This window comes from Pseudomonas fluorescens (genome assembly GCF_001648775.1).
GTDB lineage: Bacteria > Pseudomonadota > Gammaproteobacteria > Pseudomonadales > Pseudomonadaceae > Aquipseudomonas > Aquipseudomonas fluorescens_M.
This window is the reverse complement of record NZ_LVEJ01000003.1, coordinates 123,964-137,183: the sequence shown is the minus strand read 5'-3', so window position 1 is coordinate 137,183 and position 13,220 is coordinate 123,964. Positions and strand designations below refer to the sequence as shown.

The 13,220-nt window shown below is 58.8% G+C and carries 9 protein-coding genes; 6 read left to right on the top strand and 3 right to left on the bottom strand.

Translation table 11 applies throughout. From position 1 onward, the window contains the following. Positions 1-121 precede the first annotated feature (121 nt). Complete coding sequence (locus tag A8O26_RS05105; RefSeq protein ID WP_064117052.1) at positions 122-2,572, bottom strand: glycogen/starch/alpha-glucan phosphorylase; 2,451 nt, start codon at positions 2,570-2,572, stop codon at positions 122-124. A 260-nt stretch (positions 2,573-2,832) separates the two neighbouring features. On the opposite strand from A8O26_RS05105, the gene A8O26_RS05100 reads away from it, so the two are divergent. Beyond that, positions 2,833-3,270 (top strand): YkgJ family cysteine cluster protein, encoded by a 438-nt coding sequence (locus A8O26_RS05100; protein WP_064117051.1) that lies wholly within the window; start codon positions 2,833-2,835, stop codon positions 3,268-3,270. Positions 3,271-3,574: 304 nt separating this feature from the next. Here A8O26_RS05100 and typA read toward each other — a convergent pair whose 3' ends face one another. Further along, positions 3,575-5,395, bottom strand: coding sequence for a translational GTPase TypA (gene typA, locus A8O26_RS05095; protein ID WP_064117050.1), 1,821 nt, complete (start codon positions 5,393-5,395; stop codon positions 3,575-3,577). A gap of 139 nt (positions 5,396-5,534) precedes the next feature. Beyond that, the gene (gene thiI / locus A8O26_RS05090; protein ID WP_064117049.1) at positions 5,535-6,989 is read right to left on the bottom strand and encodes a tRNA uracil 4-sulfurtransferase ThiI; all 1,455 of its coding nucleotides are present in this window, start codon (positions 6,987-6,989) and stop codon (positions 5,535-5,537) included. A gap of 327 nt (positions 6,990-7,316) precedes the next feature. Here thiI and glnA point away from each other — a divergent pair, with 327 nt between their 5' ends. From glnA to ntrC, 5 genes are all read left to right on the top strand, one after another. Continuing rightward, positions 7,317-8,723, top strand: a complete 1,407-nt coding sequence (glnA, locus tag A8O26_RS05085) for a glutamate--ammonia ligase (RefSeq protein ID WP_064117048.1) — start codon at positions 7,317-7,319, stop codon at positions 8,721-8,723. 286 nt (positions 8,724-9,009) lie between these two features. Then, on the top strand, positions 9,010-9,522 hold the full coding sequence (locus tag A8O26_RS05080; RefSeq protein ID WP_064117047.1) for a DUF4124 domain-containing protein: 513 nt from the start codon (positions 9,010-9,012) through the stop codon (positions 9,520-9,522). Next, the gene (locus A8O26_RS05075; protein ID WP_064117046.1) at positions 9,519-10,142 is read left to right on the top strand and encodes a DUF4124 domain-containing protein; all 624 of its coding nucleotides are present in this window, start codon (positions 9,519-9,521) and stop codon (positions 10,140-10,142) included. Before A8O26_RS05080 ends, A8O26_RS05075 begins: the two co-directional genes overlap by 4 nt. A 231-nt stretch (positions 10,143-10,373) precedes the next feature. Continuing rightward, the gene (glnL, locus tag A8O26_RS05070) at positions 10,374-11,459 is read left to right on the top strand and encodes a nitrogen regulation protein NR(II) (protein ID WP_064117045.1); all 1,086 of its coding nucleotides are present in this window, start codon (positions 10,374-10,376) and stop codon (positions 11,457-11,459) included. After that, complete coding sequence (gene ntrC, locus A8O26_RS05065; RefSeq protein WP_064117044.1) at positions 11,456-12,892, top strand: nitrogen regulation protein NR(I); 1,437 nt, start codon at positions 11,456-11,458, stop codon at positions 12,890-12,892. Before glnL ends, ntrC begins: the two co-directional genes overlap by 4 nt. Positions 12,893-13,220 lie beyond the last annotated feature (328 nt).

Below are 13,220 nucleotides of genomic sequence, written 5' to 3'. Positions count from 1 at the left end.
TTTCGCGAGCAGGCTCGCTCCCACATTGGATTGGTGGTGACTGGAGCTACCGGTAACCGGCGCTCAGTATATCGATCCGGCCCAACAAACGTTGGGCCTTGCGCACATTTGTTGTGGAAAGTTATTCCAACGCTTTCCAGATATCCGTGGCGTACTCGCGAATCGTCCGGTCGGAGGAGAACCAGCCCATCCGCGCCGTGTTGAGCACCGCTGAACGCCACCAGTTGTTGGAATCATGCCAATGCGCTTCAACGCGTTTCTGCGCCTCCCAATACGAGTCGAAGTCGGCACAGACCAGGAAGCGGTCGTAATCCACCAGCGAATCGATCAGCCCGGTATAGCGCGAAGTATCGTCCGGCGAGAACACCCCACCGCGAATCGCTTGCAGCACATCGTTCAAACGATGCGAGGCCGCAATGTCCGGCAACGCGCTGAACTCGTGATTCTGTTTGCGCGCTTCCACCTGCTGCGCGCTGAGGCCGAAGATAAACATGTGCTCGGCACCGATGCGTTCGCACATCTCGACGTTGGCGCCGTCCAGGGTGCCGATGGTCAGTGCGCCGTTGAGGCCGAACTTCATGTTACTGGTGCCCGACGCTTCGAAGCCGGCAGTGGAAATCTGCTCGGACAAGTCCGCCGCCGGAATGATGCTCTCCGCCAGGCTGACGTTGTAGTTGGGCAGAAACACCACTTTCAGCAAGCCACGCACGGTCGGGTCGTTATTCACCACCCGGGCGATGTCGTTGGTCAGTTTGATGATCAGTTTGGCCTGGTGATAACTCGCCGCCGCTTTACCGGCGAAGATTTTCACCCGTGGCACCCAGTCGACTTCCGGCTCGGCGCGAATCGCCTGATACAGCGCCACGGTGTGCAGCAGGTTGAGCAACTGGCGTTTGTATTCGTGAATCCGTTTGACCTGCACGTCGAACATCGCCGCCGGATTGACCGCGATCCCCAGCCGTTCATGAATCAGATAAGCCAAGGCTTTTTTGCTGTGCAGACGTTGTTCAGCGAAGGCTTTGCGGAATGCGGTTTTTTCGGCGAACGGTTCGAGGTCGAGCAAGCGCTCTTCAGGGTTATCCAGTAAATCCGGCCCCAGCGCATCGACCAGCATCGAAGTCAGTTCAGAGTTGGCCTGATACAACCAGCGGCGGAAGGTAATACCGTTGGTTTTGTTGTTGATCCGCTCCGGGTAGAGCTTGTGCAATTCGGCAAACACGGTTTTGCGCATCAGTTGCGTGTGCAATCCGGACACGCCGTTGACGCTATGCGAGCCAAGGAACGCGAGGTTACCCATGCGCACGCGGCGACCGTTGTCTTCTTCGATCAAGGACACGGCACGGAGCACGTCGAAATCGTGAATGCCTTTGGCGCGCAGCGAATCGATGTGCTGGGCGTTGATCAGGTAAATGATCTGCATGTGTCGCGGCAGCATGCGCTCCATCAAACCCACGGGCCAGGTTTCCAGCGCTTCCGGCAACAACGTGTGGTTGGTGTACGACAGCGTGTCGACGGTGACTTGCCACGCCGCATCCCACGCCACGTCGTAGACGTCGACCAGCTGGCGCATCAGTTCGGCGACGGCGATTGAAGGGTGGGTGTCGTTGAGCTGGATCGCCGCGTGATCACCCAGGGTCAGCACCGAGGTGTGCATGTTGCGGTGACGCCGCAGCAGATCCTGCAAGGAGGCCGCGACGAAGAAGTATTCCTGACGCAGGCGCAGCTCTTGCCCTGCTTCGGTGCTGTCCGCCGGGTAAAGCACGCGGGAGATACTTTCGGCGCGGGCCACTTCGGCGACGGCGCCCAAGTGGTCACCGGCGTTGAAGCGCTCCAGGTGCAGATCTTCCATGGCGCGCGCACGCCACAACCGCAAGGTGTTGACGCTCGCCCCGCGCCAACCGACTACCGGGGTGTCATAAGCAATGGCGCGCACGGTTTCTGCCGGCGACCAGACTTGTTTGGATTTACCGGAAACATCGGTAACTGTTTCAACGCTACCGCCGAAGCCGATGGTGTAAACGACTTCCGGCCGTTCGAACTCCCACGGGTTGCCGAAATCCAGCCAGTGCTCGGTCTGTTCCTGTTGCCAGCCATCAACGATGGCTTGGCGGAACAAGCCGTGTTCATAACGAATGCCGTAACCGTGGCCGGCGATGCCGAGGGTCGACATGCTTTCCATGAAGCATGCGGCCAAGCGACCGAGGCCACCGTTGCCGAGCGCCGCGTCGGGCTCCAGCAAACGGATGCGTTCCAGGTCGACGCCAAGCTCGGTCAGCGCCTCACGGGCGACATCGAGCAGGCCGAGGTTGCTCAGGCTGTCGTAAAGCAAACGGCCGATGAGGAATTCCAGCGAGAGGTAATACACCCGTTTCTGACCTTTGCGATAGATCTGCCGGGTGTGGTCCATCCAGTGCTCGACCATGTGATCGCGCGCAGCCAGTGCGATGGCTTCGAACCAGTCATGGTCGAAGGCGTGATCGGGGTCTTTGCCCACCGCATAGGTGAGTTTGGTCAGGACGGCATCGCGGAATGCGGCCACCTCTGCTTCGCGAACTAGTGGTTCTTGAGTCATCGATAGGACCTCGAGCGAGCGGGGAATTGTCTGAGCCTAGACGGTCTGACCGACGGTAGCGGCGCAGGTTCGGCAGTTTTTCCTGAGACGGTGCGATGGCCCGGCATTACCCTGGCGGATGAGCTAATGAATGCAGGGGCCGTGCCGAATTGTCCGGCAAAATGCCTGCACACAGAAAAAATCTGGCGAAAGGTTGTTCAAAAATCCACCAGTCCCGGTATGATCGCGCGCCCTGATGCACACACGCCTGGTAACTCCCGATGATGAAGCCCAACCTGATTGCCGCCGCCGAGATCGATCGTCTCGATACGTGGGCGAAATACTCGGCCCCGATGTGCGGTTCCTGCATATCCAGCTGCTGCACGCTGCCGGTCGAGGTAAAGATCAAGGATCTGGTGCGCATCGGTGTGGTCGACGAGTTCGAACTGGGCGACCCGCCGAAGAACATCGCCAAGCGTCTGCAAAAGGAAGGTCTGGTCGAGCGCTTCAATCAGAAGTCCGGCATCTTCACCCTCCAGCGCATGAGCAACAACGATTGCTACTACCTGGATCGTAAGAGCCGCCTGTGCACCATTTATGACAAGCGCCCGGATACCTGCCGCAATCACCCGAAGATCGGCCCGCGGCCGGGGTATTGCGCTTACAAGCCGAAGGAAGTTGAGCGCGTGCAGAATTTCCGCGCTATCGAGAAGTTCTAAAAGCCAACCCTCACCCCAGCCCTCTCCCGGAGGGAGAGGGAGCCGACCGAGGTGTCTGGCGCCATGCATCGACCTGAAACACCCCGTCGATTATGGATTCGATAAAGCCCGCCAAATCGATTCTGGATTCGGCAGAATTCACTCAGGTCGATGCATCTCCTGAGCATCCCCCAATCAGTCCCCTCTCCCTCTGGGAGAGGGCTAGGGTGAGGGGCTTTTGATCTTCAACACACTTCCCCCAGACAAACAAAAACGCCCCCGGTCTCGCGACCGGGGGCGTTTTCATTCAGCCTGAACTAATGACTCAGTTCTTGGCTTTCTTGGCAGCGCGGGTACGCTCGCTTTCGTCCAGGATCTTCTTGCGAAGACGGATGGACTTAGGAGTGACTTCGCACAGCTCGTCTTCCTGGATGTATTCCAGAGCCTGTTCCAGAGTGAACTTCACTGGTGGAACCAGAGCGATGGTTTCGTCTTTACCCGAAGCACGCATGTTGTCGAGCTTCTTGCCTTTGGTTGGGTTTACACCCAGGTCGTTGTCACGGCTGTTCTGACCAACGATTTGACCGTTGTAGATCTCCTGGCCGTGTTCTACGAACAGCTTGCCACGGGCCTGCAGGGTTTCCAGCGAGTAGGTCAGTGCCTTGCCGGTTTCAACCGAAACCAGAACGCCGTTCTGACGGCCGGACATGTGGCCCGACTTGACGGTGTCGTAGCGATCGAAGATCGAGGTCAGGATGCCAGCACCGTTGGTCAGGGTCAGGAACTGGTTACGGAAACCGATCAGACCGCGAGCAGGGATGTTGTATTCCAGACGAACACGACCCTTGCCATCCGGCACCATGTTGCTCAGGTCGCCTTTACGCAGACCCATCTCTTCCATGACCTTGCCCTGAGCTTCTTCAGGGATGTCGATGGTGACGTTTTCGAACGGTTCTTGCTTGACGCCGTCAACTTCACGAATGATCACTTCAGGACGGCCCAGGGCCAGCTCGAAGCCTTCGCGACGCATGGTTTCGATCAGTACCGAGAGGTGCAGCTCACCACGGCCGGAAACCTTGAACTTGTCAGCGGTGTCGCCTTCTTCAACGCGCAGTGCAACGTTGTACAGCAGCTCTTTGTCCAGACGGTCCTTGATGTTACGGGACGTCACGAACTTGCCTTCTTTACCGCAGAATGGCGAGTCGTTTACCTGGAAGGTCATCGAAACGGTTGGCTCGTCAACGGTCAGAGGCTTCATCGCCTCGACGGTGTCCGGGTGGCACAGGGTGTCGGAGATGAACAGCGAGTCCATACCGCTGATGCAAACGATATCGCCTGCTGCAGCTTCTTCAACGTCAACGCGGTGCAGACCGTGGTGACCCATCAGTTTCAGGATACGGCCGTTGCGACGCTTGCCGTCGGCACCGATAGCCACAACCGGAGTGTTCGGCTTGACGCGGCCACGAGCGATACGGCCAACGCCGATAACACCCAGGAAGCTGTTGTAGTCCAGAGCGGAGATCTGCATCTGGAACGCGCCGTCACGGTCAACGGCCGGAGGCGGAACGTGGTCGACTACCGCTTGGTACAGCGGAGTCATGTCTTCCGCCATGGCGGTGTGGTCCAGACCGGCAATACCGTTCAGGGCCGAAGCGTAAACAACCTGGAAGTCCAGTTGTTCTTCGGTAGCACCGAGGTTGTCGAACAGGTCGAAGATCTGATCCAGAACCCAGTCCGGACGCGCGCCTGGACGGTCAACCTTGTTGATTACCACGATTGGACGCAGGCCGGCTTCGAAAGCCTTCTTGGTCACGAAACGGGTTTGCGGCATAGGGCCGTCTTGAGCGTCAACCAGCAGCAGAACGGAGTCAACCATCGACATTACGCGTTCAACTTCGCCGCCGAAGTCGGCGTGGCCCGGGGTATCCACGATGTTGATGTGGTAGCCGTTCCAGTTGATGGCGGTGTTTTTCGCCAGAATGGTAATACCGCGCTCTTTTTCCTGGTCGTTGGAGTCCATCACGCGCTCGTCGTTGAGCTCGTTGCGCTCCAGGGTGCCGGATTGACGCAGGAGTTTGTCTACCAGGGTGGTTTTACCATGGTCAACGTGGGCAATGATGGCGATGTTGCGTAGATTTTCGATCACTTGTGTATCTCGATCAGAGGATTCGGTTTGCTGACAAGTCTTGGCAGCGATTAGCAGTAGTGTCCGGCATGGCCGTTACAGCTTGACGGCGGTGTCGGGGGGCCGGTGACGCAGGCCACAGGCAAACAGCCCCGGGCACTTAGCTCGGTCGATAAACGCGCACATTGGCATGCCCCTCACTGAGCAAATGGTGAGCATGCAGGCGACTCATCACGCCTTTGTCGCAATACAGCAGGTACTGGCGAGTCGGATCCAGCTCCTTGAAACGAGCGTTCACTGCGTAGAACGGCATCGTCTGTACTTCTACGCCAGCGAGTTCCAGCGGCTCATCCTCGGCGGCATCCGGGTGACGGATGTCGATCACGATCTGGCCGGCCAGTGCTTCGCTGACTTCTTCAATCTGTACGTCCTGGCCCAATTCGTCGATCACCCGATCGATCGGCACCAGTTTGGCGTTTTCGAGCGCACGCTCGAGCACCGCCATGTCGAATTCTTTCTCTTCGTGTTCAACACGACCGCGTTTGGCGGCAGTCTTCGGATTGACCGAAATAACCCCGCAGTACTCCGGCATGTGCCGCGCGAAATCGGCGGTGCCGATCTCGTTGGCCGTGTCGATGATGTCCTGCTTGTGCGCCACGATCAGCGGACGCAGGACCAGCTTGTCAGTCACGCAGTCGATCACCGACAGGTTCGGCAAGGTCTGGCTCGACACCTGGGAGATCGCCTCGCCGGTGACCAGCGCTTCGATGTGCAGGCGGTCGGCGATGTTCGACGCCGCGCGCAACATCATACGCTTCAATACGACGCCCATATGACTGTTATCGACTTTGCCGAGAATTTCGCCCAGGACTTCTTCGAACGGAACACTGACAAATAGCACGCGTTGCGAGCTGCCGTACTTCTTCCAGATGAAATGCGCGACTTCCATCACGCCCAATTCGTGGGCACGACCGCCCAGATTGAAAAAGCAGAAGTGCGTCATCAGGCCGCGACGAATGATCTGATAGGCCGCAACGGTCGAGTCAAAGCCGCCGGACATCAATACCAGCGTCTGCTCCAGGGCACCGAGCGGGTAACCGCCGATGCCGTTGTGCTGGCTGTGAATGACGAACAACCGTTTGTCGCGAACTTCGATACGGACTTCGATTTCCGGCGCTTTCAGGTCGATACCGGCAGCACCGCACTCGCGGCGCAGCTTGCTGCCGACGTATTTTTCGACGTCCATCGAGCTGAAGGTATGCTTGCCGGCCCGCTTGCAGCGCACCGAGAAAATCTTCCCGGCCAGCGCAGCACCGTAGTGCTGTTTGCACTTCTCGGTGATGTCGTCGAAGTCGCCCAGCGGGTACTCGTCGATCTGCAGGAAGTGCGCGATGCCCGGCATGCAGGTCAGGCGCTCACCCATCTCTTTCAAGGCTTTGGCGTCGGTAACGCGGGTTTCCAGCTCGAGATTGTCCCACACACCGTTCACCACCACGGCCGGGTCCAGGTCGCGGAGCACGGTGCGGATGTTCTTGGCCAGCTGGCGGATGAACTTCGTCCGGACAGGTCGGCTTTTGATGGTGATCTCGGGGAAGACTTTTACGATTAGTTTCATGAAAACAGCGCGCGAACGGCCAGCCGAAAAAGGGGGGCGCGGATTATAGCGGAAATTGCTCAAGGTTTAACCAGTTAATGTGCAGAAGGTTTTGCGCGCACCAAAACGGGTCATTTATGGATTATGACGCTACATTAAAGGGCGAGATTTTCAGCTTTCAGACGCTTTGCACCTTAATAAGCGTGAATTTGGGGCAAAAAACCCATGCTGGGGCACTGGCATGCAATTTGCTCCCTTGTGAGGCAGGTTGCCTTGGCAGAGTATTCGCGCCGGCATCACCACTATTAAGGGCATCCACTACCAGCCCTAATTCACCCGGAGGACACTATGTCGAAGTCGGTTCAACTCATCAAAGATCATGACGTCAAGTGGATTGATCTGCGCTTCACGGACACCAAAGGCACTCAGCACCACGTGACCATGCCGGCTCGCGATGCGCTGGAAGACGACTTCTTCGAAGTCGGCAAGATGTTCGACGGTTCCTCCATCGCTGGCTGGAAAGGCATCGAAGCCTCCGACATGATCCTGCTGCCGGACGACGAAACTGCCGTGCTCGACCCGTTCACCGAAGACGCCACCCTGATCCTGGTGTGCGACATCATCGAACCGTCGACCATGCAAGGCTACGATCGCGACCCGCGCGCCATCGCCCACCGTGCCGAGGAATACCTGAAGACCACCGGTATCGGTGACACCGTGTTCGCCGGTCCAGAGCCTGAGTTCTTCATCTTCGACGAAGTGAAGTTCAAGTCCGACATCTCCGGTTCGATGTTCAAGATCTACTCCGAACAAGGTTCGTGGATGTCCGACCAGGACATCGAAGGCGGCAACAAAGGCCACCGTCCAGGCGTCAAAGGTGGCTACTTCCCGGTTCCGCCGTTCGACCACGACCACGAAATCCGTACTGCCATGTGCAACGCACTGGAAGAAATGGGCCAGACCGTTGAAGTTCACCACCACGAAGTGGCAACTGCCGGTCAGAACGAAATCGGTGTCAAGTTCAACACCCTGGTGAAGAAAGCTGACGAAGTTCAGACGCTGAAATACGTTGTCCACAACGTGGCTGACGCTTACGGCCGCACCGCTACCTTCATGCCGAAGCCACTGTACGGTGACAACGGTTCGGGTATGCACGTGCACATGTCCATCGCCAAAGATGGCAAGAACACCTTCGCTGGCGAAGGCTATGCCGGCCTGTCCGAAACCGCTCTGTACTTCATCGGCGGCATCATCAAGCACGGCAAGGCACTGAACGGCTTCACCAACCCGGCCACCAACTCCTACAAGCGTCTGGTGCCAGGCTTCGAAGCTCCAGTGATGCTGGCCTACTCGGCTCGCAACCGTTCCGCCTCGATCCGTATTCCTTACGTCAACAGCCCACGTGGCCGTCGTATCGAAGCACGTTTCCCGGATCCGGCTGCCAACCCGTACCTGGCTTTCGCAGCACTGCTGATGGCCGGCCTGGACGGTATCCAGAACAAGATTCACCCAGGCGACGCTGCCGACAAAAACCTGTACGACCTGCCGCCTGAAGAGGCGAAGGAGATCCCACAAGTTTGCGGCAGCCTGAAAGAAGCTCTGGAAGAGCTGGACAAGGGCCGCGCGTTCCTGACCAAGGGCGGCGTGTTCTCCGACGACTTCATCGACGCTTACATCGCGCTGAAATCGGAAGAAGAAATCAAGGTTCGCACCTTCGTACACCCACTGGAATATGAGCTGTACTACAGCTGCTGATCCGGTAGCGCTGCTCTACGTGGCGTGAGTGAAAGAGGCCTCCTTCGGGAGGCCTTTTTTATTGCCTGCGATTAATGGCGCAACACAAATCCCTGTGGGAGCGAGCTTGCTCGCGAAAGCGGCGGGTCATTTATAACAATGTTGACAGACACGACGCCTTCGCGAGCAAGCTCGCTCCCACAGGGGGATTTGGATGTCTGAATGATCTCTGGATGTGTGCAAGGTTGGGCCAACCGCCGCACCTGGCCTATGCTGCACCCCATCGCTTTCAATCCCGGTCGATTTCATGGGTCGCACCTTTCTCTACATTCTGCTGCTGATCGCCGTGCCCGCCACCGCGCAGATCTACAAATACACCGATGCCAACGGCAACACGGTCTACAGCGATCATTCTCCCGATGGCGTGCAAGCGCAGCCGGTGGAGTTGCCGCCGCTCAACCGCGTCGAGCCGCAAGCACCCAGCGCACCACCCGCGCCCGAAGCCGACAACCGTGAACCACCGCGCAATGCCTACGACATCCTCGAACTCGCCGGCCTGCCCAGCGAAGAAGCCCTGCGCGCCAACAACGGCACGTTCACCGTCAATGTGCTGATCAAACCGCGCCTGCAACCGCCGCATCAATTACGGCTGGTGCTCGACGATGAGCCTTACGGCCAGCCGAGCAATGTGCCGATTCTGCAGTTGGTGAATATTGATCGCGGCGAACATCGACTCGCGGTGCAGGTGATTGATGGGCAGACGATCATCCAGCAAAGCCCGCCAGTGACCCTTAGCGTGCAGCGAGTGCACAAGCCATGACCCGCGCATGGCTGATCACTGTGTTGGCGCTGCTGACGCTGCAAGCCTCAGCCGAGGTCTTCACTTATACCGACGCACAGGGCAATCGCGTTTACACCGATCAGCCACGCGGCAACGCCAAGCGCGTGCCGATCGCCACCAGCAATCGCATGTCGGCCAATCCCACGGCGGCTGCACCGATAACCACGGCAAAAAAATCGCCGGAACAACCGCTGTTCCACTACGACATGCTGCGCATTCTGGTACCCGAGCCCGATGCCACGATTCGCAGCAGTGCCGGCGAAATCATCGTCAGCGTCACCAGCGAACCTGGCCTGCAAACAGGCCACCGCTATCGCCTGCTGCTGGATGGCCAAGCCACCGGTGAACCCGGCCTGAGTCCGGTGTTCCCGCTGAACAACATCGACCGTGGCAGCCACAATCTGTCCGTGGAAATCCTCGATGCCGAGGGGCGCACTGTCGAGCGCACGGCCAATCAGCCCTTCCACATGTTGCGCATCTCGCTGGCGCAGAAACGCCAGGTCAAACCCTGCACCAAGGACGACTATGGCGTTCGTCCGGAATGCCCGCTGAAAGACAAACCCGAAGAGCCGAAAAACCCCTTCCTGCGTTTCTTCTAACGCCGTTCAGCTTTGCGCACTATATTGGTGCAACAGACTGCACCGTACCCACATTCCAACCCATTTTGGTTCGAAACTTCCCGTTCGAGCGGACCGGCTGCCACGCAAGCGAGCGTCAAACGCCTGTTTCAGGCGACGAACGCTTCTTTTCGGAGCCTTGGTTTGGTTTTTGCATTTTCCCGCTACCGACGCTTGCTTGTTGCGCACGCTCCGCCCCCAAAAGAGGCTCCGATGACCATTAGCGACGCAATCCACCGTTTGCTGCTCGACAACCTGACCACCGCCACCATTCTGCTCGACGCCGAATTGCGCCTTGAGTACATGAACCCGGCGGCGGAGATGCTGCTCGCCATCAGCGGGCAGCGTAGCCACGGGCAATTCATCAGCGAGCTGTTCACCGAATCCACCGAGGCGCTGAATTCCCTGCGCCAGGCGGTGGAACAGGCGCATCCGTTCACCAAGCGCGAAGCCATGCTCACCGCCCTCACCGGCCAGACCTTGACCGTGGATTACGCGGTGACACCGATTCTCAGCAACGGCGCGACCATGCTCCTGCTCGAAGTGCATCCGCGTGACCGTTTGCTGCGGATCACCAAGGAAGAGGCGCAACTGTCCAAGCAGGAAACCAGCAAGATGTTGGTGCGCGGCCTCGCCCATGAGATCAAGAATCCGCTCGGCGGCATCCGCGGCGCCGCGCAACTGCTGGCCCGCGAACTGCCGGAAGACAGCCTGCGCGATTACACCAACGTGATCATTGAAGAGGCCGACCGCCTGCGCAATCTGGTCGACCGCATGCTCGGCTCGAATAAATTGCCGTCGCTGGCCATGTGCAACGTCCACGAAGTGCTCGAACGCGTCTGCCAACTGGTCGAAGCCGAAAGTCAGGGCTGCATCACCTTGGTGCGCGATTACGACCCAAGCATTCCCGATGTATTGATCGACCGCGAGCAAATGATTCAGGCGGTGTTGAACATCGTGCGCAACGCGATGCAGGCAATCAGCAGCCAGAATGAGCTGCGTCTGGGCCGCATCAGCCTGCGCACCCGCGCCATGCGCCAGTTCACCATCGGCCACATCCGCCATCGCCTGGTGACCAAGATCGAAATCATCGACAACGGCCCGGGGATCCCGGCGGAACTTCAGGAAACCATTTTCTTTCCGATGGTCAGCGGACGTCCGGACGGTACCGGACTCGGCCTGGCCATTACCCAGAACATCATCAGCCAGCACCAGGGCCTGATCGAGTGTGACAGCCATCCAGGCCACACCACGTTCTCGATCTTTCTGCCACTGGAACAAGGAGCCACATCGACATGAGCCGTAGTGAAACCGTGTGGATCGTCGATGACGACCGTTCTATCCGTTGGGTTCTGGAAAAGGCCCTGCAGCAGGAAGGCATGACCACCCAGAGCTTCGACAGCGCCGACGGTGTGATGAGTCGCCTGGCCCGGCAGCAACCGGACGTGATCATTTCCGACATCCGCATGCCGGGTGCCAGCGGTCTGGATTTGTTGGCGCGGATTCGCGAGCAGCATCCACGGTTGCCGGTCATCATCATGACCGCTCACTCCGATCTGGACAGCGCTGTCGCCTCGTATCAGGGCGGCGCTTTCGAATACTTGCCGAAGCCGTTCGACGTTGATGAAGCGGTGTCGCTGGTCAAGCGTGCCAATCAACATGCGCAAGAACAGCAGGGCCTGGAAGTGGTGCCTGCGCTGACCCGCACCCCGGAAATCATCGGCGAAGCGCCGGCGATGCAGGAAGTGTTTCGCGCCATCGGTCGCTTGAGCCACTCCAACATCACCGTGCTGATCAACGGCGAATCCGGCACCGGTAAAGAACTGGTCGCCCACGCCCTGCACCGACACAGCCCGCGCGCGGCTTCGCCGTTCATTGCATTGAACATGGCGGCAATCCCCAAGGACCTGATGGAGTCCGAGCTGTTCGGCCATGAGAAAGGCGCATTCACCGGCGCGGCGAATCTGCGTCGCGGCCGCTTCGAACAGGCTGATGGCGGCACGCTGTTCCTCGATGAAATCGGCGACATGCCGGCAGATACGCAAACCCGTTTGCTGCGCGTTCTGGCCGACGGCGAGTTCTATCGCGTGGGCGGACATGTGCCGGTCAAGGTCGATGTGCGCATCATCGCCGCGACGCACCAGAATCTGGAAACCCTGGTGCACGCCGGCAAATTCCGTGAGGACTTGTTCCATCGCCTCAACGTGATCCGTATCCACATTCCACGTCTGTCGGACCGTCGCGAAGACATCCCGACCCTGGCCAAGCACTTCCTCAGCCGCGCCGCGCAGGAACTGGCGGTCGAGCCGAAGCTGTTGAAAAGCGAGACCGAGGAATACCTGAAGAACCTGCCGTGGGGCGGCAACGTACGTCAGTTGGAGAACACCTGCCGCTGGATCACGGTGATGGCGTCCGGGCGCGAAGTGCACATCAGCGACTTGCCGCCGGAACTGCTGAACCTGCCGCAGGACTCGGCGCCAGTGACCAATTGGGAGCAGGCGTTGCGTCAGTGGGCGGATCAGGCCTTGGCACGTGGTCAGTCGAGCCTGCTCGACAGCGCAGTGCCGGCGTTTGAGCGGATCATGATCGAGACGGCGCTGAAACATACCGCCGGGCGCCGGCGTGATGCGGCGGTGTTGCTGGGTTGGGGACGTAATACCCTGACGCGCAAGATCAAGGAATTGGGGATGAAGGTTGATGGCGGGGATGATGAGGAGGGGGATGAGGGTTAAACCTTGTTCGCTTGAGAGTTGTTGTGTACTCAGGAACCGTCCCCCTCACCCCAGCCCTCTCCCCCATGGGGGAGAGGGGGAAAGGGAGCCGATTTGTGTGATGTTAAAGGCCTGAGTTCGGCTCGGTATTTCAAGTCGATGTAATTTGACCGGGCAACTCGGTCAGTCCCCTCTCCCTCTGGGAGAGGGCTAGGGTGAGGGCCACTGTGCACCGCATCAATGCACGATGACCCGCGATTGAGCACAGTCGGATCCCCGCATCCGCTTGTGAAAACACTGAAAAATAAACTTTTCAAATGCGCGAAAGCCCCGAATTCCGGGGCTTCCG

Bases quoted from the DNA above. Each gene is read 5' to 3' on its own strand.
- A8O26_RS05075 (WP_064117046.1), top strand. From the start codon at position 9,519: ATGACCCGCGCATGGCTGATCACTGTGTTGGCGCTGCTGACGCTGCAA.
- ntrC (WP_064117044.1), top strand. From the start codon at position 11,456: ATGAGCCGTAGTGAAACCGTGTGGATCGTCGATGACGACCGTTCTATC.
- A8O26_RS05105 (WP_064117052.1), bottom strand. From the start codon at position 2,572: ATGACTCAAGAACCACTAGTTCGCGAAGCAGAGGTGGCCGCATTCCGC.
- A8O26_RS05080 (WP_064117047.1), top strand. From the start codon at position 9,010: ATGGGTCGCACCTTTCTCTACATTCTGCTGCTGATCGCCGTGCCCGCC.
- glnL (WP_064117045.1), top strand. From the start codon at position 10,374: ATGACCATTAGCGACGCAATCCACCGTTTGCTGCTCGACAACCTGACC.
- A8O26_RS05100 (WP_064117051.1), top strand. From the start codon at position 2,833: ATGATGAAGCCCAACCTGATTGCCGCCGCCGAGATCGATCGTCTCGAT.
- thiI (WP_064117049.1), bottom strand. From the start codon at position 6,989: ATGAAACTAATCGTAAAAGTCTTCCCCGAGATCACCATCAAAAGCCGA.
- glnA (WP_064117048.1), top strand. From the start codon at position 7,317: ATGTCGAAGTCGGTTCAACTCATCAAAGATCATGACGTCAAGTGGATT.